The organism is Sphingomonas sp. Tas61C01, from assembly GCF_052567495.1.
Genome location: NZ_CP199583.1, coordinates 2,431,913 through 2,454,844, shown reverse-complemented (window position 1 = coordinate 2,454,844; position 22,932 = coordinate 2,431,913). Strand labels below are relative to the sequence as shown.

26 protein-coding genes are annotated in these 22,932 nt (G+C 68.2%); 16 read left to right on the top strand and 10 right to left on the bottom strand.

Features of this window, described 5'->3' with window-relative positions; translation table 11 throughout:
* Positions 1–67 precede the first annotated feature (67 nt).
* The 8 genes from ACT009_RS11385 to ACT009_RS11350 all read right to left on the bottom strand — a co-directional run bounded on the left by ACT009_RS11385 (position 68) and on the right by ACT009_RS11350 (position 6,292).
* Positions 68–817, bottom strand: coding sequence for a sigma-70 family RNA polymerase sigma factor (locus ACT009_RS11385; protein ID WP_445191195.1), 750 nt, complete (start codon positions 815–817; stop codon positions 68–70).
* Positions 814–2,883: a flagellar biosynthesis protein FlhA gene (gene flhA, locus ACT009_RS11380; protein ID WP_445194073.1), complete on the bottom strand. Its 2,070-nt coding sequence runs from the start codon at positions 2,881–2,883 to the stop codon at positions 814–816. Before flhA ends, ACT009_RS11385 begins: the two co-directional genes overlap by 4 nt.
* 1 nt (position 2,884) lies before the next feature.
* Complete coding sequence (locus ACT009_RS11375) at positions 2,885–3,739, bottom strand: lytic transglycosylase domain-containing protein (RefSeq protein ID WP_445191194.1); 855 nt, start codon at positions 3,737–3,739, stop codon at positions 2,885–2,887.
* A gap of 191 nt (positions 3,740–3,930) precedes the next feature.
* The gene (locus ACT009_RS11370; RefSeq protein ID WP_445191193.1) at positions 3,931–4,245 is read right to left on the bottom strand and encodes a flagellar protein FlgN; all 315 of its coding nucleotides are present in this window, start codon (positions 4,243–4,245) and stop codon (positions 3,931–3,933) included.
* Positions 4,232–4,549 carry a flagellar biosynthesis anti-sigma factor FlgM gene (flgM, locus tag ACT009_RS11365; protein ID WP_445191192.1) on the bottom strand — a complete coding sequence of 106 codons (318 nt, stop codon included), beginning with the start codon at positions 4,547–4,549 and terminating at the stop codon, positions 4,232–4,234. The genes ACT009_RS11370 and flgM overlap by 14 nt, the downstream gene beginning before the upstream one ends.
* A 71-nt stretch (positions 4,550–4,620) precedes the next feature.
* On the bottom strand, positions 4,621–5,118 hold the full coding sequence (locus tag ACT009_RS11360; protein ID WP_445191191.1) for a flagella basal body P-ring formation protein FlgA: 498 nt from the start codon (positions 5,116–5,118) through the stop codon (positions 4,621–4,623).
* Complete coding sequence (locus ACT009_RS11355; protein ID WP_445191190.1) at positions 5,115–5,630, bottom strand: hypothetical protein; 516 nt, start codon at positions 5,628–5,630, stop codon at positions 5,115–5,117. Before ACT009_RS11355 ends, ACT009_RS11360 begins: the two co-directional genes overlap by 4 nt.
* Positions 5,627–6,292 (bottom strand): MotA/TolQ/ExbB proton channel family protein, encoded by a 666-nt coding sequence (locus ACT009_RS11350; RefSeq protein ID WP_445191189.1) that lies wholly within the window; start codon positions 6,290–6,292, stop codon positions 5,627–5,629. Before ACT009_RS11350 ends, ACT009_RS11355 begins: the two co-directional genes overlap by 4 nt.
* Before the next feature lie 310 nt (positions 6,293–6,602).
* Between ACT009_RS11350 and ACT009_RS11345 the strand changes: the two genes are divergently transcribed.
* The 13 genes from ACT009_RS11345 to ACT009_RS11285 all read left to right on the top strand — a co-directional run bounded on the left by ACT009_RS11345 (position 6,603) and on the right by ACT009_RS11285 (position 17,183).
* Positions 6,603–6,947: a flagellar basal body rod protein FlgB gene (locus tag ACT009_RS11345; RefSeq protein ID WP_445191188.1), complete on the top strand. Its 345-nt coding sequence runs from the start codon at positions 6,603–6,605 to the stop codon at positions 6,945–6,947.
* A gap of 1 nt (position 6,948) precedes the next feature.
* Positions 6,949–7,356: a flagellar basal body rod protein FlgC gene (gene flgC / locus ACT009_RS11340; protein ID WP_445191187.1), complete on the top strand. Its 408-nt coding sequence runs from the start codon at positions 6,949–6,951 to the stop codon at positions 7,354–7,356.
* 2 nt (positions 7,357–7,358) lie between these two features.
* Complete coding sequence (locus ACT009_RS11335; RefSeq protein ID WP_445191186.1) at positions 7,359–8,036, top strand: flagellar hook assembly protein FlgD; 678 nt, start codon at positions 7,359–7,361, stop codon at positions 8,034–8,036.
* Positions 8,037–8,062: 26 nt separating this feature from the next.
* Positions 8,063–9,331 carry a flagellar hook protein FlgE gene (locus ACT009_RS11330; protein WP_445191185.1) on the top strand — a complete coding sequence of 423 codons (1,269 nt, stop codon included), beginning with the start codon at positions 8,063–8,065 and terminating at the stop codon, positions 9,329–9,331.
* A 23-nt stretch (positions 9,332–9,354) separates the two neighbouring features.
* Positions 9,355–10,107, top strand: coding sequence for a flagellar basal body rod protein FlgF (locus ACT009_RS11325; RefSeq protein WP_445191184.1), 753 nt, complete (start codon positions 9,355–9,357; stop codon positions 10,105–10,107).
* Between the two features lie 12 nt (positions 10,108–10,119).
* The gene (flgG, locus tag ACT009_RS11320) at positions 10,120–10,908 is read left to right on the top strand and encodes a flagellar basal-body rod protein FlgG (RefSeq protein ID WP_445191183.1); all 789 of its coding nucleotides are present in this window, start codon (positions 10,120–10,122) and stop codon (positions 10,906–10,908) included.
* On the top strand, positions 10,908–11,591 hold the full coding sequence (locus ACT009_RS11315; protein ID WP_445191182.1) for a flagellar basal body L-ring protein FlgH: 684 nt from the start codon (positions 10,908–10,910) through the stop codon (positions 11,589–11,591). Before flgG ends, ACT009_RS11315 begins: the two co-directional genes overlap by 1 nt.
* Before the next feature lie 38 nt (positions 11,592–11,629).
* Positions 11,630–12,727, top strand: a complete 1,098-nt coding sequence (locus tag ACT009_RS11310; protein ID WP_445194072.1) for a flagellar basal body P-ring protein FlgI — start codon at positions 11,630–11,632, stop codon at positions 12,725–12,727.
* Positions 12,724–13,053 carry a rod-binding protein gene (locus ACT009_RS11305; RefSeq protein ID WP_445191181.1) on the top strand — a complete coding sequence of 110 codons (330 nt, stop codon included), beginning with the start codon at positions 12,724–12,726 and terminating at the stop codon, positions 13,051–13,053. Before ACT009_RS11310 ends, ACT009_RS11305 begins: the two co-directional genes overlap by 4 nt.
* Complete coding sequence (gene flgK / locus ACT009_RS11300) at positions 13,050–14,396, top strand: flagellar hook-associated protein FlgK (RefSeq protein ID WP_445191180.1); 1,347 nt, start codon at positions 13,050–13,052, stop codon at positions 14,394–14,396. Before ACT009_RS11305 ends, flgK begins: the two co-directional genes overlap by 4 nt.
* A gap of 5 nt (positions 14,397–14,401) precedes the next feature.
* The gene (locus ACT009_RS11295; RefSeq protein ID WP_445191179.1) at positions 14,402–15,292 is read left to right on the top strand and encodes a flagellin N-terminal helical domain-containing protein; all 891 of its coding nucleotides are present in this window, start codon (positions 14,402–14,404) and stop codon (positions 15,290–15,292) included.
* Between the two features lie 91 nt (positions 15,293–15,383).
* Positions 15,384–16,247, top strand: coding sequence for a flagellar motor stator protein MotA (gene motA, locus ACT009_RS11290; protein ID WP_445191178.1), 864 nt, complete (start codon positions 15,384–15,386; stop codon positions 16,245–16,247).
* 18 nt (positions 16,248–16,265) lie between these two features.
* Positions 16,266–17,183 (top strand): flagellar motor protein MotB, encoded by a 918-nt coding sequence (locus tag ACT009_RS11285; protein ID WP_445191177.1) that lies wholly within the window; start codon positions 16,266–16,268, stop codon positions 17,181–17,183.
* Positions 17,184–17,287: 104 nt separating this feature from the next.
* Here the strand turns inward: ACT009_RS11285 and ACT009_RS11280 are convergent, their stop codons facing one another.
* A complete protein-coding gene (locus ACT009_RS11280; RefSeq protein WP_445191176.1) occupies positions 17,288–17,770 on the bottom strand; it encodes a MucR family transcriptional regulator in 483 nt (160 codons plus the stop codon).
* Between the two features lie 346 nt (positions 17,771–18,116).
* On the opposite strand from ACT009_RS11280, the gene ACT009_RS11275 reads away from it, so the two are divergent.
* Genes ACT009_RS11275 through phbB form a run of 3 tightly spaced genes read left to right on the top strand, consistent with a single transcriptional unit; the run spans position 18,117 to position 22,120 of the window.
* Positions 18,117–20,327: a molybdopterin cofactor-binding domain-containing protein gene (locus ACT009_RS11275; RefSeq protein ID WP_445194071.1), complete on the top strand. Its 2,211-nt coding sequence runs from the start codon at positions 18,117–18,119 to the stop codon at positions 20,325–20,327.
* Positions 20,328–20,358: 31 nt separating this feature from the next.
* Complete coding sequence (gene hemH / locus ACT009_RS11270) at positions 20,359–21,366, top strand: ferrochelatase (RefSeq protein WP_445191175.1); 1,008 nt, start codon at positions 20,359–20,361, stop codon at positions 21,364–21,366.
* Between the two features lie 31 nt (positions 21,367–21,397).
* Positions 21,398–22,120, top strand: coding sequence for an acetoacetyl-CoA reductase (phbB, locus tag ACT009_RS11265; protein WP_445191174.1), 723 nt, complete (start codon positions 21,398–21,400; stop codon positions 22,118–22,120).
* 353 nt (positions 22,121–22,473) lie between these two features.
* On the opposite strand, the gene ACT009_RS11260 is transcribed toward phbB, so the two are convergent.
* Complete coding sequence (locus tag ACT009_RS11260; RefSeq protein WP_445191173.1) at positions 22,474–22,851, bottom strand: glycine zipper 2TM domain-containing protein; 378 nt, start codon at positions 22,849–22,851, stop codon at positions 22,474–22,476.
* Positions 22,852–22,932: the final 81 nt, after the last annotated feature.

Below are 22,932 nucleotides of genomic sequence, written 5' to 3'. Positions count from 1 at the left end.
TCGACGGGGAGAGGCTCGATCGGATCGCCCGCTGGTTCCAGCGGAGATGGATCGATAACGGTGCGACCTAAATTCGGCGGCCGAGCGCGCGCTTCAGCTTGGCATGGGCGGCGCTCTTGATCTGGCAGACGCGTGCCGAACCGACGCCGAGCACCAGGCCGATCTCCTCGAGATTGAGTTCCTCGACATAGTAGAGCTGGATCACCTGAGCCTCGCGCTCGGGCAGTGCCGAGATCGCTGCGATCAGCGTATCGCGCAGGTCGCTGTCGGCGAGCTGTTCGAACGCGTCGGGCGCGTCGTCGGCGAACCACGGCAGGTCGTCGGCATAGACGTCGTCGATCGGTTCGAACCGGATCGCCTCCGCGGTGACATAGTCCGCACGCAGCTTCTCGATCGTGACGCCGAGGTGGTTGGCGAGCATGGCTTCTCCCGGGGCGGTGCCCGTCGCTGAGGTAAGGGTTGCGACCGCGGTGGCGTATTGACGTCGCCGGCGCATCGCGCCCCGCGTCGTCGTGGCCTGGCGGCGCAGTTCGTCGATCATCGCGCCACGCAGGCGGGTCTGCAGATAGCTGCGGAAGCTCGGGCCCTGTTCTTCGGCCGCGCCCGCCGCCTCGACCAGCGCGACCAGGCCGATCTGGACGAGATCCTCGACCTCGACGATCGAACTCATCGATCCGTGGACGTGCCACGCGATCCGGCGGACCAGCGGCAGATGCTGGCGGACCAGCGCCTCCGCGTCGCCGCCCGGGCGCTGCTTGGGCGAATAGGTCAGCGGCTGGGCCGCGGCGAACGCGCCCTTCATCGGTTCCGCGCTCATGCCGCGAGCGCCGGCTGCGCGGCGCCGATCACGGCGACGACTTCGACCGACTTCTCCTCGGGCACTTCGAAGAAGGACAGCACCGGGGTGTCGGGCAAACAGGTCTTGACGAGCTTGCGGATCGCGATCCGGATCGCGGGCTGGACGACCAGCGCGAACGGCTTCGCCTCGGCGACCAGCGGCGCGGCGGCGCGTTGCAGCGCCTCGACGATGCGGCGGCCGAGATCGGGCTCGATGACGTGGCGGCGCGACGTGTCCGCGCGCATCGCCTGGCCGAGTAGCCCTTCGAGCTGCCCCTCCAGCGTCATGACGCGCAACGGCTCGCGCACACCGCACAGCTTCTGGATGATAAGCGCGCCGAGTTCGGGGCGGATCATCTCGATGATCTCCTCGGCATCCTGCGAGCGTTGCGCGGCGACGGTGATCGCCTGCGCGATGCGACGGAATTCCTTCAACGGGATGTTCTCCGCGAGCAGACCCTTCAGCACCTGGGTCAGCGTGGTCAGTGACAGCGGCTGCGGGGTGAGCGAGGCGACCAGATGCCCGGCGCGCTCCTTCAGCCCGTCGAGCAGCGCCTGAACTTCGTCGGGGCCGAGCAGATCGGTGGCGTTCTGGCCCAGCAGGTGGTTGAGGTGCGTCGCCATCACCGTGCCCGCATCGACCACAAGGTAGCCCGCACCGGTCGCGGCGTCGGCATCGCCCGGCGCGATCCAGGTCGCGTCGAGCCCGAAGGTCGGGTCCTTGGCGGTCTTGCCGGACAGCGCGCCGAACGCCTGGCCGGTGTCGAGCGCGAGCATGTCGTCGGGCGAGACCTGGTCCTCGCCGACGATCACGCCGTTGACGAGGATGCGATAGGTATAGGGCGCCAGATTGATGTCGTCGCGGACCCGGCATTGCGGGACGACGAAGCCGAGTTCCTTCGACAGCTGTCGCCGAACGCCGGTGATCCGCCCCATCAACGGCGCGCCGCGGCGCTCGTCGACCAGCGGCACCAGCCCGTAGCCGATGTCGAGATTGACCTGCATGCCGTCGGCGACCTCGTCCCAGCCGATCCGCGACTGGTCGACGGCCTCGACCGGCACCTCGACCACCGGCGGCGGACGACGCTCGATCTGGCGCAGCTTCCACGCGGCGAAGCCGGCGATCGCGGCGGCGGTGAGGATCACCAGATGCGGCATGCCGGGGAATACCCCGAGCAGGCCGAGGATGCCCGCGACCGGCATCCAGGTCCGCGATGCGCCGAACTGGCTGCCGATCTGGCCGGCAAGGTCCTTGTCCGACGCGACCCGAGTGACGATCGCGGCGGCGGCGATCGATAGCATCAGCGACGGCAGCTGCGCGACCAGCGCGTCGCCGATCGCGAGCAGGATGTAGCTCTTGGCGGCCGCTGCGATCGTCATGCCGTGGCTGACCGGGCCGAGGATCAGCCCGCCGATCACGTTGGCGGCGAGGATCAGCATCGCCGCGACCGCATCGCCCTTCACGAACTTCGACGAACCATCCATCGAGCCGTAGAAATCGGCCTCGGTCGATACTTCGACCCGGCGCGCCTTGGCTTCGTCGGGCGTGATCAGGCCGGCGTTGAGATCGGCGTCGATCGCCATCTGCTTGCCGGGCAACGCATCGAGCGTGAACCGCGCCGACACTTCGGACACCCGGCCCGCGCCCTTGGTGACGACGATCAGGTTGATGATCATCAGGATCGCGAACACGAAGATGCCGACGACATAGTCGCCGCCGATCAGGAAGGTGCCGAACGCCTCGATCACATGGCCGGCCGCGGCCTCGCCTTCATGGCCATGGACCAGCACGATGCGGGTCGAGGCGACGTTGAGGCCGAGGCGGAACAGCGTCGCGAACAGCAGCACCGTCGGGAAGGCGGAGAAATCGAGCGGCTTCTGCGCGTTGAGCGCGACCATCAGCACCGCGAGGCTGATCGCGATGTTGGCGACGAAGAACACGTCGAGCAGCGCCGCCGGGATCGGCACCACCATCACCACGACCAGCAGCAGGATCGCGAGTGGCAGCGCCGCGGCGCGGCCGTTGGAGAGCAGCTTGTTGAGCATCTCAGCCACCCATCCGCGCGAGCATCATGTATGCGAGGCGGGCGGTGTCGGGGGTCGGCCGCAACAGGCTGGCGCTGGCGACTTGGGTATCGCCCTTGAACCGGCCGATCGCCGCGGTCGCCCAGCTGAGCGCGTCCTCGGCGCTCTGGTTGGTCCCGGTGATGACGGTCGATCCGTCGACGTCGAGCGCCTGCGCGGCGTAGTTGGCCGTGGCCGCGGCGCCCGGAACGACGCCCGCGCTGGCGGACGCGTTGTCGAGCTTGGCCGCGAACCGGTCGTAGATCTGCGACAGCGAGCGGGGCTGCCCGTTGGCGGCGTAGAAGATGTTGCGGTTGGCGCCGGCAGCGGCGGGGAACAACGCCGATGCGCCGGCGTCCGGATTGTTCTGCATCGCCGACAGGAACTTCTTGGCGCCGCCGAGCCCCAGGAAATGTGCCATGTAGAGATCGGTGCCGTTGGCGGTCCGCCCCAGCGTGCCTTCCAGCGCGCTCTTGTTGTCCGACGCATGCTCAGCGGCCATCAGCGAGGCGGCGGCCGGATCGTTGCGCAGCGCGAGGATCGACTGGCGCGTCGCGCCGTCGGCGACGGTGTAGCGGCCGCTGCCGGTCTGGCCGATGCTGTCGGCGGCCCAGGCCATGCCGTTCTCGGCGCCGTGCTTCTTAACCACCGCGAGCCAGCTCTGTTCGATGAACTGGTACAGCCCCGACGCCGAGGAGGTGCCCGCGCGCGCGGACGCGTTCAGCCCGCTCTCGAGCTTGGCCTGGCCGAGCAGATACGAGAAATCGACGCCGGTCCGGCTGCTCGCCTGGGCGATCGCCGACTGGATCCGGCCGGTGGTGATGGAGTTGACGGTCATGCTGGTGGATTATCAGCAAGACGCGTGCCAGAATGGATGCGCGGAGCCGTCGCTATCTCAAGTCACCACCCCGGCGAAGGCCGGGGCCCAGGTAAACGGGCTTGGGTGACGGAGCGCGGCGATCAACCGCTTGGCTTCCCCACCTGGGCCCCGGGCTTCGCCGGGGTGGTGGAAGCGGGGAGGGTAATCCCCTACGCGTACGCCCCGGCAAGCGTCGGCCGGTAGCCGGCACCGCTTTCGCCGGTCAGAACTTGCAGGCGGCGGCGGACATTTGCCGCCATCAGGTTGACATAGATCCGGCTGGTCTCGTTCAGCCGGTTCGCCTCATCGGCGAGTTCGCGCAGCTCGGGGCCGGCGGGGCCGGTGCCGAGCAGGGCGAGCGTCTCGATGCCCGCGAGCTTGTCCGCGGTCGCGCGTTCCAGCGCCACCACGTCGTTGGCCTTCAGCGCCGCGATCTCCGCATGGAGCGCGTCGATCACCCGGATCAGGGCCTCACGCTTTGCCATTGGGTGCCCATTCGAGCCGGAGGGCGAGCAGCCGATCGGCGATCGTCGACGGCAGGATCGGGAAGGATCCGTCCGCGATGGCGCGCTTGATCGCGGCGACGCGTTCCATGTCGACCGGGGGCGACGAGGAGAGCTGCTTGGCGACGCCGGCTGCCTGGCTGGCGATCGGCGAGGGTGCCGGGGTGGGGGTGGGTGCCGGGGTCGGCGTGGCGGCGCTTGCCACCGGCGTCGCAGGCGCGGTCGCGGCGATGCGCGTGACGCTTCGCTCCCCTCCTACTGCCTTGATCCCGATCGCTTCCATCATGTCCGCACCCTTCTGGTCTGGCTGACACGTGGATAAACGGCCTGCCGCGGACGAAGTTTAGCGAAAAAGATTCACTCGCCCCAGCCCGGCAGCGTGGCGCGGCCATCGGCGACCGCGACCGCCTGGACCGGCTGGCGCGCATCGTCGACGCGGACCAGGAAACGCGCGCCCGGCTGGGCGTCGGCCAGCGCGACGCCTTCGCGGCTGATGGCGAAGCCCGTCGACCCTGCCTCGATCACCACCGGATCGCCGCGGCGGATCACCGGATCGACCTTGATCGGCTTGGCATAGGCGGCGGGCTGCACCCGGGCGGCGGCGGCACCGACCGGCATGTTGACAGGCACGTAGATCCGCCAGTCGGGGCCCGCGCAGCTCACCACCACCGCGTCGTGCGCCTCGGTACGCCACGACAACGCCACCGTCGGGCAGGCGGCGAGCCGCAGCCGCGTGTCGATCGGGGTGCGCGCGCCGCCTTCGGCGCCGAGCGGGCGGCCGGTGAAGGCGGAGACCGTGCGGTCGAGCGAGGCGGTATCCTGGAAGGCGGCGGCGAGAAGCAGCAGGGCGATCATGGTTGGTCCTTGCGCTCGCCGGCGAAGGCGAGGGTGACCAGCGCGGCGCGACGGCCCGGCGTTTGGCTGGTGGTGATGGCGATCCGCGCGCTGGTGCTGCCCGCGATCGCCGCCGCGACCGCGCGGGCGCGATCCGCTGCCAACAACGCAGCGCTGCGCGTGGCGGGATCGACGTCCGCGGCGCTGCCGTCGACGAAGCCGGTGACGGTGAGCATCACCCGCGGATCGCGTGCGGCGTCGCTCGCCCATCGCGCGATCGCGTCGGTCGAGCCGGGCAGCGCTGCCGAACCGGGGGCGAAATCGAATACACCGTCGGCGGCGACCGGCAGGGGGGTGGGATCGGGGGTGGAGACGCCGAAGCCTTCGCGCAAACCGCGCGCCAGCGCCGCGCGATCGTTGCCCTGGGCCTGGAGCAGCACGAAGAAGCCGACCAGCAACAGTGCGAGATCGGCGAGCGTCACCAGCCAGAGCGGGCGGCCGGCGGGCGGATCGGGATAGGCGATCGCGGTCACGCGGCGTTCTGCAACGTCGTCGCGGGGGTCAGCGCGCGCGGGGTCTCGCGCGTCGCCAGCCTGGCGAGCGGCGCGGCGATGCGCGCGCGCTCGGATGCCTCGGCACGCCCCGCAGTGCGGAGCCGGCTGGCGACCGGCAGGAAGACGAGGTTGCCGAGCAGCGCGCCATAGAGCGTCGCGAGCAGCGCGATCGCCATCGCCGCGCCGATCGCGCCCGGATCGCTCATCGCCGAGAACATCCGCGCGAGCCCGACCAGCGTGCCGATCATGCCCATCGCGGGCGCGGCCTCGGCGGCGGCGGCCCAGACGTCGGCGGCGGCGACGTGGCGATCGATCCGCGCGCGGCGGCGATCGTCGACCAGCGCGGTGACCTCGTCGGCGGGCAGGCCATCGACGATGGCGGCGATCCCTGCGGCGAGATCGGGGTCGGTGATCACCGATTTGTCGAGCGTGATGACGCCGTGGCGCTTGGCGATCCGGGCGAGGGCGGCGAGCTGTTCGACCAGCGGCGTCGCGTCGAACCGCCGCCGCGCCAGCGTCCGCAGCGCCGACAGCGCCCGAGCGATATCGCGCGCCGGCGTCCGCAGGCAAACTGCGAGCAGCGTACCGCCACCGACGATGGCGACCGCGGCGGGATCGATGAGGAAGGCGACTGCATCCATGCGCGAGGGCTGTGCAAGGGGCGTGCCAACGGGGCTTTGAATTGGTGGAGAGGCCCCCTCCGCCACCAGCGAAATCGGGGGAGGATCTACACTCCTCCCATGCCGGGGGTGCGAGGTAAGCACGGGAGCTATCCCGGACCTCCCCGGCAACCGACCCTTGCCGCACCGGCAACAACTTGCCGTTATCGTTGCCGGTCCCCCGCTCGCACCCGAAAAACCGGCAAATTCATCGCTTTCGACCCACTGATCCACAATCTGGCACGTCCATTGCTTAGTCGACCATGCGCACTCAAGCGCAGGAGATACGGCGATGGCCGGAGAAAGTCTGTTCGGGGTTCATGGTGCGGCGCTCGCGGTGCGGTCGCAGCGCATGGGCGTGCTGGCGTCGAACATCGCCAACGCCTCGACCCCCGGCTTCAAGGCACGCGACATCGACTTCAAGGCGGCGCTCGCGTCGGCCGAGGGCGACAATGCGGGCGGGATCGAGGCGGCGACCAAATACCGGGTGCCGCTGCAGACCTCGATGGACGGCAACACCGTCGAACTGAGCCAGGAACAGACCGCCTTCGCCGAGAACGCCGTCCAGTATCAGACCACCTTGTCGTTCCTCAACGGCCGTATCGGGCAAATCACCCGCGCGCTGAAGGGCGAATAGGATGGCCGACCCGCTCTCCATCTTCCAGGTCGCCGGCCGGGCGATGACCGCGCAGCTCGTGCGCATGAACACAACCGCGTCGAACCTCGCCAATGTCGGCGGCACCGCGGGATCGGCGGAGGCCGCGTACAAGACGATGAAGCCGGTGTTCCGCACCAGCTTCGACGCCGCGTCGGGCATGTCCACCGTCGACGTCGAGAAGGTCGTCACCGCGGGCGAAGAGCCGACCAAGCGCTACGATCCGTCCAACCCGCTCGCCGACAAGGACGGCAACGTCTTCGCTGCCGCGGTCGACGAGACTCGCGAGCTGGTCGACATGATGGAGACCGCGCGCTCCTACCAGAACAATGTCGAGGTGATGCAGACCGCCAAGTCGCTGATCATCGACACCCTCAAGATGGGCCGCTGATCATGGCAACTTCCTTCGACACCACGCTCGCCAACCTCGGCATCGCGCGGACCTCCAACCCTGCGACCGTGAAGGCGTCGGGCGCCTCGACGCTCGGGCAGAACGACTTCCTGAAGCTGATGACCGCGCAGATGAAGAACCAGGACCCCTTCAGTCCGGTCGACAACACCCAGATGGTCGCGCAGATGGCGCAATTCTCGTCGCTCGCTGGCATCTCCGAGATGTCGTCGACGCTGAAGTCGATCTCCGACAAGCTGGGCGGCACGACCACCGCCGATGCGGTCTCGTATATCGGCAAGACCGTGCTGACCGCCGGCAACACCGCCTACCCGCGCAGCTCGGGCGGGATCTCCGGCGCGGTCGAGGTCGGCGCCGCCGCCTCCGACGTCCGCGTCACGATCGCCGACAGCAACGGCGCGGTGCTGAAGACGATGTCGCTCGGCAAGCAGGCGAAGGGCACCACCAGCTTCGACTGGGACGGCACCACCGCCTCGGGCGAAGCCGCCGGCCCCGGCCCCTACACCGTCAGCGTCTCCGCACAGAACAACGGCACCACGGTCGGCGCCACCGCGCTGGTCTGGGCGCCCGTCGAATCGGTGTCGACCGCCTCGGGTGCCGCCACCCTCACCCTGCCCGGCATCGGCCAGGTCCCCGTCACCGCCATCCGCTCGATCGGCTGAAACCCGTTTTCCAGGAGTAAATTCCCATGTCCTTCTACACTTCGCTTTCTGGTCTCCAGGCCTCGCAGACCGAAATGGCGACGATCTCGCACAATCTGGCGAACGTCGCGACCAACGGCTTCAAGAAGAGCCGCACCGAATTCGCCGACGTCATCGCTTCGTCGGTGTCGCTGAACCCCGCGCAGCAGGTCGGGTCGGGCACCGTGGTGAAGGCCAATCGCCAGCAGTTTGGCCAGGGCAACCTGATCCAGTCGGCCAACACGCTCGATCTCGCGATTTCCGGCGACGGGTTCTTCGCGGTCAAGCCCGAACTCGAGAGCGCACGGGTCGACTATACCCGCAACGGCGGCTTTCTGGTCGATGCCGATCGCTACGTCGTCGATTCGCAGGGTGGCCACCTCCAGGTCTATCCGGTCGACGGTTCGGGCGCCGTCGTCGCCACCGGCCTCGACGCCGCGATCAGCCTGCAGCTTCCCGCGACCAGCGGCACCGCGGTGCCGACCAAGAACGTCGCGATGTCGCTGAACCTCAACGCCAACGCCGCGGTGCCGTCGACCGCCACCTTCGACCGGTTCGATCCGACCAGCTACAATCAGTCGGCGCAGACCACGGTGTACGACACCAACGGCAACGCGCTGACGCTGACCAACTATTTCAAGCGCGCGACGACACCGACCGGCACCGATCCGAACAGCACCTGGCAGGTCTACAGCTTCGTCGGCGACAAGCAGCTGACCGTCGGCAGCCAGCCGAGCGTCACCGCGACCTTCGATCCCAGCGGCGCGCTCGTCAGCCCGACCAGCGCCTTCAACTTCGACCAGTTCACCACCGCGGGCAGCACCTCTCCGCAGCAGTTCGCCTTCCAGTTCGGGGTCGATTCGACTCAGCTGGCGCAGCCGTTCAACGTGTCGTCACGCAGCCAGGACGGCAAGGCGGTCGGCCAGATCCAGGGCGTGTCGGTCGACGAGCGCGGGATCGTGAAGGCGAGCTTCTCGAACGGCGACACCCAGGCGCTCGGTCAGGTCGTGCTCGCCAACTTCTCCAACCCCGAAGGGCTTCGCCAGCTCGGCAGCAGCTATTGGCAGGCGACCGGCATCTCGGGCGAAGCGAAGCTCGGCTCCGCGGGCGTCAACGGCTTCGGCAATCTGATGTCGGGCACGATCGAACGGTCGAATGTCGATATCACCGAGGAACTGGTCAACCTGATCGCCGCGCAACGCGATTTCCAGGCGAACGCCAAGGCGCTCGATACCGCGAGCCAGATCTCGCAGACCATCTTCAACATCCGCTCGTGATCGACGCGGGCCGGGGATAGCGCATGGACAAGCTGGTCTACACCGCGGCGACGGGCCTGCGCGCGCACATGGCGGCGCAGGCCGCGATCGCCAACAACATGGCGAATTCGTCGACGACCGGCTTTCGCGCCGATCGCGTGGTGTTCGACCGGATCAGCCTGACCGGCAACGGCACCACGCTGGAGGCGCGCGCGCCGACCAGCGAGGAAGTCACCGACGCGGATCGTTCGCCCGGCTCGATCCAGCAGACCGGACGTCCGCTCGACATCGCGATCAACGGCAACGACGATTGGCTCGCGGTGCAGGCCGGCGACGGCAGCGAGGCCTATACCCGCCGCGGCGATCTCGAGGTCGCGCCTTCGGGCGTGCTCCAGACCGGCGACGGCTTCATCGTCCAGGGCCAGTCGGGCCCGATCACGGTGCCGCCGTACGATTCGTTCTCGATCGCGGGCGACGGGACGATCTCGATCGTGCCGCGCGGTGGCGATCCAAAGGCACCGACGGTGCTCGACAAGCTGAAGATCGCGTCGACCAAGGGTTCCGACACGGTGAAGGGCCTCGACAATCTGCTCCGCGTCCGCGGCGGCGGGGCGCTGCCCGACAATGCCGATGCCAAGATCCAGGGCGGTGCGCTCGAAGGATCGAACGTCAACATGACCCAGGCGCTGGTCGACATGATCGAGAACCAGCGCAGCTACGAAGTGCAGGCCAACCTGCTGAAGTCCGCCAAGGACATGGACGAGAGCGGTGCATCGCTGATGCGCCTGCCGAGCTGAAGGATCTGATCGATGCCGACATCCGCCATGCACGTCGCACGTACCGGGCTCGACGCCCAGGACATGCGCATGCGCGTCATCTCGAACAACCTCGCCAACGTCAACACGACGGGGTTCAAGCGTGATCGCGCCGCGTTCGAGACGCTCGCCTACCAGATCGTCACCGCGCCCGGCGCGGCGAGCAGTTCCGAAACCAAATACGCGACCGGGCTGAACCTCGGCACCGGCGTCAAGATCCAGGGCACTGCGCGGATCGACACCCAAGGATCGATGCAGACCACCGGCAACAGCCTCGATCTCGCGCTGGACGGCGACGGGTATTTCCAGGTGCAGCTGCCCGGCGGCCAGCTCGGCTACACCCGCGCGGGCAATTTCTCGCGCAGCCCCGAAGGGCTGGTGATCACCAGCGAAGGCTATCAGGTGATGCCGGGGATCACGATCCCCGAAGGCACCACCAACATCACGATTGGGACCGACGGAACCGTGTCCGCGACCGTGCCCGGCGCCGATGCCGCGCAGCAGGTCGGCCAGATCCAGATCGCGAGCTTCCCCAACGGCGCCGGGCTCCAGTCCAAGGGCGACAACTATCTGCTGGAGACCGCGGCATCGGGCGCGGCGAACCTCGGCATCGCGGGGCAGGAGGGTCGCGGCAACGTCCGTCAGGGCATGCTGGAGGCGTCGAACGTCAACGTCGTCGAGGAACTCGTCGACATGATCGAGACCCAGCGCGCGTACGAGGTCAATTCGAAGATGATCTCCGCGACCGACGACATGCTCAAATACGTCAACCAGAACATCTGATGCGCCGCACCCTCACGCTCGCCGCATTGCTCGCCGTCGCGCTCGCCCCGGTCGGTGCCGACGCGCGCCTCTTCAAGAAGCGCAAGCCGCCCGAGGACTTCTCCTCGGCGCGCGCCCCGATCGCGCCGGCGACGCCGCCCGCTTATGCCAACGGCTCGATCTTCCAGGCGTCGACCGGCTATTCGGCACTGTACGAGGGCTGGCGCGCCGGCCGCGTCGGCGATCCGCTGACGATCGTGCTGGTCGAACGCACCGCGGCGTCGAAGTCGGCGAGCTCCAAGCTCGACAGCAGCGGCAGCGGCGGCATCACCCCGCCCGCGACCGGGTTGCTCAACCTGTTTAGCCGCAGCGACGCGAGCGCCAGCGGCAACCGCAGCTTCGACGGCAAGGGATCGACCGACCAGGCGAACTCGCTGTCGGGCGAGGTCAGCGTCACGGTGGCGGAGGTCTATCCCAACGGCACGATGCTGGTTCGCGGCGAAAAGCGCGTCACGCTCAACCGCGGCGACGAATATGTCCGGATCAAGGGGCTCGTCCGCCTCGCCGACATCAGCGCCGACAACCGCGTCCTGTCGACCCGCGTCGCCGATGCGCAGATCGCCTATACCGGCAAGGGCGACGTCGCCCGCGCCAGCCGACAGGGGTGGCTGAGCCGCTTCTTCTCGGTCGTGAGCCCGTTTTGAGGATGCCCGGCATGTTTTCCTTCGGTGTGTTCCGCGCGATGCGCACGGGCTTTATGGCGATCGCGTCGACCTTCATGCTGCTCGCCACGCCCGCCCAGGCCGACCGGATCAAGGATCTCGGCGGTTTCCAGGGGATCCGGTCGAACCAGCTCACCGGCTACGGCGTCGTCGTCGGCCTGCCCGGCACCGGCGACGACAATCTCGAATATACCGTGCAATCGCTGAAGGCGGTCGCATCGCGGTTCGGGCTGCAACTGCCGCCGAGCGCGAATCCGGGAATGAAGAACGCCGCGGTGGTGCTGATCACCGCCGATCTGCCGCCTTTCGCAAAGCCCGGCCAGAAGCTCGACATCACCGTCGCGTCGATGGGCAAGGCCAAGTCGCTGCGCGGTGGCAGCCTGATCCTCACCCCGCTGCTCGGCGCCGACGGCCAGATCTACGCGATGGCGCAGGGCAATCTCGCGGTCGGCGGGCTCGGCGCGGAAGGTGCCGACGGCTCCAAGATCGTCGTCAACATCCCTTCCAGCGGCCGCATTCCCGAAGGTGCCACCGTCGAACGCGCGGTGGAAACCGGCTTCGACAAGGCGCCGACGCTGACCTTCAACCTTGCCCAGGCCGATTTCACCACCGCGCAGAACGTCGCCGGGGTGATCAACGGCAAGCTCGGCGCGGGCACCGCGCAGGCGATCGACGCGGTTTCGGTGGCGGTCCGCGCGCCGTTCGGCGCCGACGTTCGCGCGACGCTGATGTCGACGATCGAGAACCTCGACGTGACCTCCGCCGAGCCGTCCGCGAAAGTAATTGTAAATGCGCGGACCGGAACGGTCGTTATCAACTCTGCGGTACGGGTCGGTCCGGCCGCGGTGACCCACGGCAAGCTGACCGTGCGCATCGACGAGAACCAGCGGATCAGCCAGCCGGCGCCGCTCAGCCAGGGCCAGACCGCGGTCGAGCAACGCTCGAACGTGGGGGTCGAAGAGGAGAAGAAGCCGATGTTCCTGCTCGCTCCCGGACCCCGGCTGGCGGACGTCGTGAAGGCGGTGAACGCGATCGGAGCATCGCCCGCGGACCTCGTCGCGATCCTCGAGGCGCTGAAGCAGGCCGGTGCGCTGAAGGCCGAGTTGATCGTGCTATGACACCGATCGCCACCACGCCGTCGATCGCCCCTACCGGCATCGGCAACGACAGCAGCCGGCTGAAGTCGACCGACAATCTCGACAAGGCGGGGCAGAAGTTCGAGGCGATCTTCACCGGCATGATGCTGAAGAGCATGCGCCAGGCCAAGCTAAGCGATTCGCTGTTCGAATCGAAGGCGCTCGATACCTTTACCGAGATGCAGGACGGCGAGGTCGCGAAGGCGATGGCGTCGCATACCCCGCTCGGCATCGGCAAGGCGATGACCGACTTCCTGTCGAAATCTCAACCCGATCTTAACCAGCCGACGTCAGACCCGCCGAAATGAGCGACCTGCTCTCGATCGGCGCGTCGGGCGTCCGCGCGTATCAGACCGCGCTCAACACCGTTGGCGAGAATATCGCCAATACCGGGGTTGCGGGATACACGCGTCGTACGACCGGGCTGTCCGAGATCTCCGCGACGTCGAGCTCGATCAACGCGCGCTACGTCACCAGCGGCAATGGGGTCGCGATCACCGGCATCGGCCGCAACGCCGACATGTTCAAGGCGGCATCGGTCCGCCAGTCCTCCAGCGATCTCGGCCGCACCGAAACCGGCGCGACCTGGCTCGACCGGATCGAAAGCGGGCTGACCGAAGGCGGGCTGTCCGACAAGCTCACCGGCTTCTTCACCGCCGCGCGCACGCTCTCCGCGGATCCGACCTCGATCCCCGCCCGCGCGGTGCTGATCGAATCGGCGACCTCGGCGGCGCTCGGCTTCCAGCAGACCGGCACCGCGCTCGATCGCTCGATGACCGAGCTCGATGCGACCGCGCAGCAGGCGACGCGCAGCCTCAACGTGCTCGGCACGCAGCTCGCGGCGATCAACGATGGCCTCGGCCGCACCTCGCCGAACAGCGCGACCGCGGCGCAGCTGATGGACCAGCGCGACCAGGCGCTCGAACAGATGAGCGCGTTGAGCGACATGACCGTCAAGCTCGACGATCTCGGCCGCGCCACCGTGTCGCTGGGCGGCACCAACGGCCCGATGTTCGTCGCCGGCAACGTCAGCGGCACCGTCTCCTATCGGCGCAGCGCCACCGGCGTCGCCTCCTACCTCGTCCAGCGCACCGGCACCGTCGCGACGATGTCGCCGACCGGCGGCGCGCTCGCCGGGATCGTCGACGGCGCGCAGCGGATCGCGGAGACGCGGACCTCGCTCAACGCGATCGCCGCGGATTTTACCAGGCAGGTCAACGCGGTGCAGGCGCAGGGTCGCGACCTCGACGGCGTCGCCGGCCAGCCGATGTTCGCGACCGGCGACACCCCGACCGACATCACCGTCACCCTGACCGATCCGCGCGGCATCGCCGCCGCGTCCGGCACCGGCGGCACTCGCGACGCATCGAACCTGGTCGCGCTCCAGTCGCTGCGCACCGGCAGCAATTACGAAGGGCGCACCACCGCGCTGATCACCGCCAACGCCGCGGCGCTCGACCAGAAGAAGCAGGTCGCCGGCGCGCAGAGCTCGATCCTCGACGGCGCGGTGGCGGCGCGCGATGCGGTGTCGGCGGTCGATCTCGACGCCGAGGCGGTCGAGCTGCTCCGCTTCCAACAGGCCTATCAGGCATCCGCCCGCGTGATCCAGGTCGCGCGCGAGACGATGCAGTCCATCCTCGAGATCCGGTAGTCGCCATGCAGATTCCGACGAACGCCTTTTACGATCGCGCGACCCAGTCGATGCGCGGGCTGACCGTGCAGGCGGATTCGCTCCAGACCCAGATCTCCACCGGCAAGAAGCTGTCGGCACCGTCGCAGAACACCGCCGCCTATCAGCGTCTCGCGACGCTGAAGCAGGCGGGCGCCGATGCCGACGCCTATGGCACCAATCTCAGCCTCGCCGGGTCGCTGCTCGCCGGCGCCGACACGACGCTCGGCGCGATCGGCAGTCAGTTGCAGCGCGCCTCCGAACTGACGCTGCAGGCACGCAACGGCACCCAGAACGATTCGAGCCGCAAGGCGATTTCCGACGAACTCGACCAGATCGTCGAATCGCTGGTCGCGCTCGGCAACACCCGCGATCCGCGCGGCCAGCCGCTGTTCGGCGGCGTCGACGGCGGCGCCGCGGTGACCAAGGTCAATGGCGGCTACAGCTTCGCGAGCACGCCGCTGACCGCGATCCCGATCGGCGACGCGCAATCGGTCCAGGCGACCGAGCCTTCCGCACGCGTGTTCGCATCGGGCAGCACCGACATCCTCACCGCGCTGTCCGCCTTCTCGACCGCGTTGAAGGCCGGCGGCGACATCGACACCGCCGCGACTACCGCGCTCGGCGACATCGCCGCCTCGAGCGAGCAGGTCGATACCATCCAGGCGTCGCTCGGCGCCCGCGCCGCGCGGGTCGACCTCGAACAGAGCCAGCAGAAGAGCGCATCGACCGATCGCGAAGTGGTCCGTTCCTCGCTCGAGGATACCGACATCGCGACCGCGATCACCCAGTTGCAGAAGACGATGACGATCCTGTCGGCGACCCAGGCGAGCTTCAGCAAGCTCTCCAGCCTGACGCTGTTCAATTATATCAAGTAACGACGTTCATGGTAACCGAATGGACAGGATATCGAGTTAATCCGGGACCCTAAGCCGTCGGCATCGCCGACATAGCCCAGGGGTCTGCCACTTGTTTCCTGCCATCGGCCTCGTCGTCCTGCTCGCCATGGTGTTCGGCGGATTCGCCATCACCGGTGGTGCGCTCGGACCCGTCATGGAGGCGATCCCTCATGAAATGCTGATCATCGGCGGCGCCGCGGCCGGCGCGCTGATCATCGGCAATTCGGGGACCGAACTGAAGGCGATGGGCGGTGGCCTCGCCAAGGTCTTCAAGGGCCCGAAATACAAGAAGCAGGATTATCTCGACGCGATCTTCCTGGTCTCGAAGCTGATGAAGATGCTGCGGATGGACGGGCCGATCGCGCTCGAGCCGCATGTCGAGGATCCGAAATCCTCCGCGGTGTTCGCCGAATATCCGCGGCTGCTCGCCGATCACACGCTGATCGACCTGATCGCCGACACGCTGCGCCTGGTCGTGGTGTCGTCGGGCACGCTGGACGTCCACGCGGTCGAGGAGGTGATGGATCACGCCATCAAGACACATCATCACGCCGTAGAAGGCCCGCACACGACGCTGTCGAGCCTGGCCGATTCGCTCCCCGCGCTCGGCATCGTCGCCGCGGTGCTCGGCATCGTGAAGACGATGGGCTCGATCGACAAGCCGCCCGCGGTGCTCGGCGGCATGATCGGTTCGGCGCTGGTCGGCACCTTCATGGGCGTGCTGCTCGCCTACGGCATCGTCTCGCCGCTCGCCGGCCGGCTGAAGCAGGTGATCGACGCCGACGGCGCGATCTACGATGTCGTCAAGCAGATCATCATCGCCTCGCTCCACGGCCACCCGCAGCCGCTGGTGATCGAAGCCGCGCGATCGGGCATCGCCCACAAGAACCAGCCGGGCTTCGCCGAAGTTTTCGACGGCCTGCGCGGCAAGTAAGGCGACGGACCCCGTATCATGGCCGCGCGCGCACCCCATGGCTCCAACCAGCCACCCAAGGTCATCGTCAAGAAGATCTATATCGAAGGGCATGGCGGGCATCACGGCGGTGCGTGGAAGGTCGCCTATGCCGATTTCGTGACCGCGATGATGGCGTTCTTCCTGCTGCTGTGGCTGCTCGGCGCGACCACCGAGAAGCAGCGCAAGGGCATCGCCGACTATTTTGCGCCGACGCTGATCGATACGCATGCGGTAGGGATGGGCGGATCGGGCGTGCTCGGCGGCGAATCGATCATGAGCAACAACAAGACCGGGCCGCGCGCCGCCGCCGCGCGCATTGCCTCGGTCGGCATGCCGTCTCCCCCCGCGGACGGGCCGATGGACGGCACCGGCAAGAAGGGCTCGTTGCGCAGCAGCACCGCGATGGCGGCCGAGGACAAGAAGAACTTCGACGCGATCCACCGCCAGCTCGCCCGCGAGATCTCGACTTCGGCGAAGCTGGCGCGGCTGGCGAGCCATGTCCGGTTCGTGCCGACGCATGACGGACTGCGCATCGATCTGGTCGACGACGCGGATTATTCGATGTTCGCGCTCGGCACGACGACGCTCGCGCCCGAGGCGGCGGAGCTGATCGGGCTGATCGCGGGATCGGTGAAGGGCATGAAGAACGCGCTGATGATCCGCGGCCACACCGACAGCGTGCCCTATGGCGATCCGCGCGCGATGAACAACTGGATGCTGTCGTCGGGCCGCGCCGAAGCGACGCGTCGCCGGCTTGCCCAGGGTGGCCTGCCCGAGGCGCGGTTCGAACGGATCGAAGGCGTCGCCGACCGCGAACCGATGATCGAGCAGAACCGGCTCGATCCACGCAATCGGCGGGTCGCGATCACCCTGCTCTACCGGCGCAGCAGCGCAGTGGCGACCGATCCGGCGTGATCGGGTAGCTAATTGTGCTTCCGCGAAGGCGGGAGCCCAGTACCGGGACCCCGCCTTCGCGGGGACACATCGGACTGGAACTCCAATCGCCCGAACGTTTATTCTTACTCCGGCGCGTCGGTCTTGCGCTTGCGGCCGGCGGGTGCCGCGTCGGGCTTGCGCGCGCCGGGCTTGCGGCCGAGGCCGATCTTCTTGGCCATCGCGCGGCGGCTTTCCGAATAGGTCTCGGCGACCATCGGATAGTCCGCCTTCAGGCCGTAGCGTTCGCGATATTCGGGGGGCGTCATGCCGTGCGTCGCGAGGTGGCGGCGCAGCGTCTTGTAGGGCTTGCCGTCGATCATCGAGATGATGTGATCCTTCGACGCCAGCGATTTCCGCACCGACACGGCAGGAGTGTATTCGGTCGCGGCAGGGGCATCTGCCGCGGGGGCGCCCGATCCGAGCAACGCCGACACGGTATCGTGCATCTTGCCGAGAAACGCCGGAACATCTTCGGCAGAGCTCCGTGTGTTGGGATTGCCGAGCCAGGCAATGGTCAGTTCCGTTGCCAGCTCAACGGCATTCATATCGGTAGTTTCGTCAGTCATCGTTCGCTCCTTTGACTAAATACAGCCCTAGACGCGTTCAGACTAGCGTCAAGAGCCATTTGCCCGCATATCTGGCCTTGAGGCAATCCCAACAAGACCCGCTTGCGATCTGACCACCGATCAAGAATAGCGTCGTCTTGTGCCGATGCACTGCCATGAAACCGCGAGCATCTTGTATTTCGTGGATATTATCGTGACGACGCCCCGGCACGACGATCACCTTGGCGGCGCATGATCGCACGATTTCGAAACGGCGGATCGCGGCCCGATCCCCGATCCGGCCATGATTTGGTCTGCATTCCTCGCGTGCTGGCGCTTGCGCAAGGCCATCGGTAGAGCGGTGACGATGGCGGGGATCGACAGACGCAGCATCTTGATCGGCGGTGGCGCCGGCGTCGGGCTGATCGTCGCCTGGGCGCTGTGGCCGCGCAGCTACCGGGAGACGCTGGTCGCGGGGCCCGACGAACGCGTGTTCGGCGCCTGGCTCAAGATCGGCGTCGACGGCCATGTCACCGTCGCGGTGCCGCAGCTCGAACATGGCCAGGGCGTCTACACCGCCTTGCCGCAGATCGTCGCCGACGAACTCGGCGCCGACTGGCGCACCGTCGGGGTCGAGCCGGCGCCGCTCAGCCCGCTCTACGCCAACCCGCTGGCGTTGGACGAGCTGTTCGACGGCGCCTTTGCGGGCATCCCCGCCGCGGTCCGCGCCACGCTCGCCGAACGATCGTCGCTGATGCTCACCGGCGGATCGACCTCGATCCGGATGTTCGAGGAGGCGTGCCGCACCGCGGGCGCCGCGGCGCGCGCGCTGCTGTGCCAGGCGGCGGCGGCGCGCTGGGACGTGGCATGGACCGACTGCGCGGTCGACAAGGGCTTCGTCACCCATGCCGGCAAGAAGATTCGCTTCGCCGATCTGGCGGACGCCGCGGCGACGCTCGAGATTCCCGACCCGCTGCCGATCGGCGTGCAGGGCGCGGGGTCGCTGATCGGCCAGTCGGTGCCGCGGCTCGACACCCCGGCCAAGGTCGACGGCTCCGCCAATTTCGCGGGCGACATCCGCCTGCCAGACATGGTCCATGCCGCGATCCGCCAGGCGCCGGCCGGCGGGCGGCTGGTCGCGGTCGATCGTGCCGCGGCGGACCGGGTGTTCGGCGTGCTCCAGATCGTCGAGCAGCCCGGCTGGGTCGCGGCGGTGGCGACGACGTGGTGGGCGGCGGCGAAGGCGCTCGATGCGATGCGGCCGCGCTTCGCAGTGCAATCGGAACGAACGATCGACAGTGCCGGGATCGACCGCGCGCTCGCCGCCGCGATCGAGGCGCCCGGCACGCGAATGGCGTCGGCGGGCGATCTTGCCGCGGTGTTCGCCGGTGCGCAGGTGGTGACCGCGGACTATTCGGTGGCGCCCGGCGTGCATGCCGCGGTCGAGACGACGAGCGCCACCGCGGCCTATCGCGGTGGTCGGCTGGAGCTGTGGCTGCCGACCGCGGCGCCCGGCCTCGCACGCGACGCCGCGGTGCGCGCGACCGGCCTGTCGGCAGGCGACGTGATCGTCCATCCGATGCTCGCGGGCGGCTCGTTCGGTGCCGATCTGGAAACAAGCGTGGCGGAGCAGGCGGCGGTGCTCGCGGTGACGCTGAAGCGCCCGGTCGCGCTGGTCTGGTCGCGCGGCGAGGATGCGCTGCACGACCGCTTCCGCCCACCGGCGCGCGCGCGGATGGCGGCTCGGCTCGGCGGCAACGGCGCAATCCTCGGCTGGAGCGCCAGGATCGCCGCCCCCGCCACCGGACGCGAACTCGCCGATCGGGTCATGCCCGGTGCGCTGTCCACCGCCGCGGCCGCTGCGACCAGCGGCGATCGCTATGCCGTCGCGGGCGCCCTGCCCGCCTATCGCCTCCCCGCCTATGCGATCGAGCATCACGTCGCCGAGATCGGCGTGCCGACCGGGCATCTGCGCGGCGGTGCGCATGGCTACACCGCCTTCTTCACCGAATGCTTCATCGACGAGCTCGCCCAGGTCGCGTCGAACGAACCGCTCAGCTATCGGATCGGCATGCTCGGCGGGCAGGTACGGCTGGCGCGCTGCCTGTCGACGGTCGCGGCGCTCGGCGGCTGGGACGGCGGGGGGCGGGGCAGCACGCAGGGGATCGCGTGCCACGCGTTCCGCGGCAGCTATATCGCGGTGCTGGCGGAGGCGCATGTCGGCGACGGTCGCCGGATCGTCGTCGACCGGCTGGTCGCCGCGGTCGATTGCGGGCGTATGATCAACCCCGATCTGGTCCGCCAGCAGATCGAGGGCGGATTGCTGTTCGGCATGGCGAGTGCGCTCGGCGCCTCGACCGCGATCGCGCGCACCCTGCCGACCACGCGGGGGCTCGCCGGGCTCGATCTGCCGCTGCTCGATCACACCCCCGACATCAACGTCGAATTCGTCCGCAGCGACGAGGCACCCGGCGGCGCCGGCGATCTCGGCGTTCCCGCGGTCGCCCCCGCGATCGCCAACGCGCTGCACGCGGCGACGGGGGTGCGGATCAGGCAATTGCCGCTGCGGATCGGTTGAGGCGCCCGCGATCATCGCCTAGGCCGTCCGCATGCTCCCACCCCCCAATCACCCGCCGATCGTGCCGCCACGTATCGGTGTGTTGCTGATCAACCTCGGCACCCCCGACGGCCCCGATGCGCGGTCGGTCAAACGCTACCTCGGCGAGTTCCTGTCCGATCGCCGCGTCGTCGAACTCCCGGCGATCGCGTGGCAGCCGATCCTGCGCGGGATCATCCTCAATACCCGTCCGAAGAAATCGGCGCACGCCTATGGGTTGGTCTGGCGCGAGGACGGGTCTCCGCTCGCCGCGATCACCCGTGCGCAGAGCGAGGCGTTGCAGGGCGCGTTCGGCGCCGGCGTCACGGTGGACTGGGCGATGCGCTACGGCAACCCGTCGATTCCCGATCGGCTCGCGGCGATGAAGGCGGCGGGGTGCGAGCGCATCTTGCTCGCGCCGCTCTACCCGCAATATTGCGCGGCGACGACCGCAACCGCCAACGACAAGGCGTTCGCAGTGCTGGCGGGAATGCGCTGGCAGCCCGCGATCCGCACCTTGCCGCCCTATCACGACGATGCCGGCTATATCGACGCGCTGAAGACCTCGCTCGAGGCGGGGCTGGCAACGCTCGATTTCCAACCTGACACTATCCTCGCCAGCTTCCACGGCATGCCGAAACGGACGCTGCAGCTCGGCGACCCCTATCATTGCCATTGCCAGAAGACCGCGCGGCTGCTCGGCGAGGCGACGGGTCGCGATCTGGTGATCGCGTTCCAGTCACGCTTCGGCCCCGCCAAATGGCTCGGCCCGGCGACCGACGAGACGCTGGAGGCGTTGGCGCGGGCGGGCAAGAAGAAGGCCGTGGTGATCGCGCCGGGGTTCTCCGCCGACTGTCTGGAGACGCTGGAGGAGCTCGCGATCCGCGGCCGCGAGTCCTTCGTCGGCGCGGGCGGCACCGACTTCGCCTATCTGCCGTGCCTCAACGACGGCGAGCCGGGGATGGCCATGTTGCGGCGTTTGCTCGCACGCGAGCTTGAAGGCTGGGTGCGCTCCGCCTAGCCTGTCGCGAAACGGCGTTAGGAGAGTATGGATGGCACGGGTCGCAATCGTAACCGGCGGGACACGCGGAATCGGCGAGGCGATTAGCCTGGCACTGCACGAGGCGGGGATGATCGTCGCCGCCAACTATGCCGGCAACGACGAGCGCGCGAACGGCTTCACCGAGCGTACGGGCATTCGCGCGTTCAAATGGGACGTCGCGGATTACGACGCCTGTCAGGCGGGCTGCGCACAGGTCGCCGAGGAGCTCGGCGCGATCGATGTGGTCATCAACAATGCCGGCATCACCCGCGACGGCACCATCCTGAAGCTGACCTATCAGGCGTGGAAGGAAGTGATCGACACCAATCTGGGCGGTTGCTTCAACATGGCGAAGGCGACGTTCCCCGGCATGCGCGAGCGCAAATGGGGGCGGATCGTCAACATCGGCTCGATCAACGGACAGGCCGGGCAATATGGCCAGGTCAATTATGCTGCGGCGAAATCGGGCATCCACGGCTTCACCAAGGCGCTGGCGCAGGAAGGCGCCCGCGTCGGCGTCACCGTCAACGCGATCGCGCCGGGCTATATCGACACCGACATGGTCGCCGCGGTGCCGGCCGACGTGCTCGAGAAGATCGTCGCCAAGATCCCGGTCGGACGGCTGGGCCAGGCGTCCGAGATCGCGCGCGGGGTGGCGTTCCTGTGTTCGGACGAGGCGGGTTTCGTGACCGGATCGACGCTGAGCATCAATGGCGGGCAGCATATGTACTGACGGGCGCAGGCGGCAAGGCGCCGGTGCGCCTGCGGCGCAGCGCCCGGCGGGCGGTCAAAGCCGGACCCGACCGACGGCGGCTTTGCCGTCGTGCATTTAAGACGCAAGTCCTTCCCCGCAAAACGGGAGCGCAGGGCTCGATTACCCCCGGCAATCCAGCCTCGCTATCCTGGCGCGGGGAGGGGCTTGGGCGCGCGCAAGGCGCACGGCAACCAATGCTACCGCCCGCCGGCCGGTTCGCCTTCGCGGTGGCCGCGTCGCCGCGCCCCAAGGCGAATTAAAGGAGGGCCGGCCCTTTCGGACCGACCCTCCACCCTCAATACGCAACGCGAGGGATACTCAACTGCCGCCGATCAGCGGCAGTATCCGCGATTACCCGACTTATCGATCGCCCGGCCTGCCAGCGCGCCGCCGGCGCCGCCGATCACCGTGCCGAGAAGCTTGTCGCCGCGACCCGCGACGGTGTTGCCGAGCAAGCCGCCTGCGATCGCGCCGATCACCGTGCCGCCATCGCCGTTGCTGCAGCCGCGACCGCGATTGTTGCGATAGTAGCGGCGATCGTCATAGCCGCGACGATCGTCGTACCGGCGATTGTCGTAGCCGCGACGCTCGTAGCTGCGCTCGTAGCGATCGCCGTAATAGCCGCGCTGCGCGACCGACGGGGTGGCAGGGATGATGGCCGCCGCGCTCATCGCGAAAACGGCACCGGCGAGGGACAGCTTCTTGAACATCGGTCTTCTCCCAAAAATTCCTGGTGGCGCTGGCTCCGAGGAGCCGGGGGTCACCGTCGATGGAGAGGTTTTGCCCGAGTC

Coding starts and splice junctions, on each gene's coding strand:
- ACT009_RS11385 (WP_445191195.1), bottom strand. CDS start 817: ATGAGCGCGGAACCGATGAAGGGCGCGTTCGCCGCGGCCCAGCCGCTG.
- flhA (WP_445194073.1), bottom strand. CDS start 2,883: ATGCTCAACAAGCTGCTCTCCAACGGCCGCGCCGCGGCGCTGCCACTC.
- ACT009_RS11375 (WP_445191194.1), bottom strand. CDS start 3,739: ATGACCGTCAACTCCATCACCACCGGCCGGATCCAGTCGGCGATCGCC.
- ACT009_RS11370 (WP_445191193.1), bottom strand. CDS start 4,245: ATGGCAAAGCGTGAGGCCCTGATCCGGGTGATCGACGCGCTCCATGCG.
- flgM (WP_445191192.1), bottom strand. CDS start 4,549: ATGATGGAAGCGATCGGGATCAAGGCAGTAGGAGGGGAGCGAAGCGTC.
- ACT009_RS11360 (WP_445191191.1), bottom strand. CDS start 5,118: ATGATCGCCCTGCTGCTTCTCGCCGCCGCCTTCCAGGATACCGCCTCG.
- ACT009_RS11350 (WP_445191189.1), bottom strand. CDS start 6,292: ATGGATGCAGTCGCCTTCCTCATCGATCCCGCCGCGGTCGCCATCGTC.
- ACT009_RS11345 (WP_445191188.1), top strand. CDS start 6,603: ATGGCCGGAGAAAGTCTGTTCGGGGTTCATGGTGCGGCGCTCGCGGTG.
- flgC (WP_445191187.1), top strand. CDS start 6,949: ATGGCCGACCCGCTCTCCATCTTCCAGGTCGCCGGCCGGGCGATGACC.
- ACT009_RS11335 (WP_445191186.1), top strand. CDS start 7,359: ATGGCAACTTCCTTCGACACCACGCTCGCCAACCTCGGCATCGCGCGG.
- ACT009_RS11330 (WP_445191185.1), top strand. CDS start 8,063: ATGTCCTTCTACACTTCGCTTTCTGGTCTCCAGGCCTCGCAGACCGAA.
- ACT009_RS11325 (WP_445191184.1), top strand. CDS start 9,355: ATGGACAAGCTGGTCTACACCGCGGCGACGGGCCTGCGCGCGCACATG.
- flgG (WP_445191183.1), top strand. CDS start 10,120: ATGCCGACATCCGCCATGCACGTCGCACGTACCGGGCTCGACGCCCAG.
- ACT009_RS11315 (WP_445191182.1), top strand. CDS start 10,908: ATGCGCCGCACCCTCACGCTCGCCGCATTGCTCGCCGTCGCGCTCGCC.
- ACT009_RS11310 (WP_445194072.1), top strand. CDS start 11,630: ATGCGCACGGGCTTTATGGCGATCGCGTCGACCTTCATGCTGCTCGCC.
- ACT009_RS11305 (WP_445191181.1), top strand. CDS start 12,724: ATGACACCGATCGCCACCACGCCGTCGATCGCCCCTACCGGCATCGGC.
- flgK (WP_445191180.1), top strand. CDS start 13,050: ATGAGCGACCTGCTCTCGATCGGCGCGTCGGGCGTCCGCGCGTATCAG.
- ACT009_RS11295 (WP_445191179.1), top strand. CDS start 14,402: ATGCAGATTCCGACGAACGCCTTTTACGATCGCGCGACCCAGTCGATG.
- ACT009_RS11285 (WP_445191177.1), top strand. CDS start 16,266: ATGGCCGCGCGCGCACCCCATGGCTCCAACCAGCCACCCAAGGTCATC.
- ACT009_RS11280 (WP_445191176.1), bottom strand. CDS start 17,770: ATGACTGACGAAACTACCGATATGAATGCCGTTGAGCTGGCAACGGAA.
- ACT009_RS11275 (WP_445194071.1), top strand. CDS start 18,117: ATGGCGGGGATCGACAGACGCAGCATCTTGATCGGCGGTGGCGCCGGC.
- hemH (WP_445191175.1), top strand. CDS start 20,359: ATGCTCCCACCCCCCAATCACCCGCCGATCGTGCCGCCACGTATCGGT.
- phbB (WP_445191174.1), top strand. CDS start 21,398: ATGGCACGGGTCGCAATCGTAACCGGCGGGACACGCGGAATCGGCGAG.
- ACT009_RS11260 (WP_445191173.1), bottom strand. CDS start 22,851: ATGTTCAAGAAGCTGTCCCTCGCCGGTGCCGTTTTCGCGATGAGCGCG.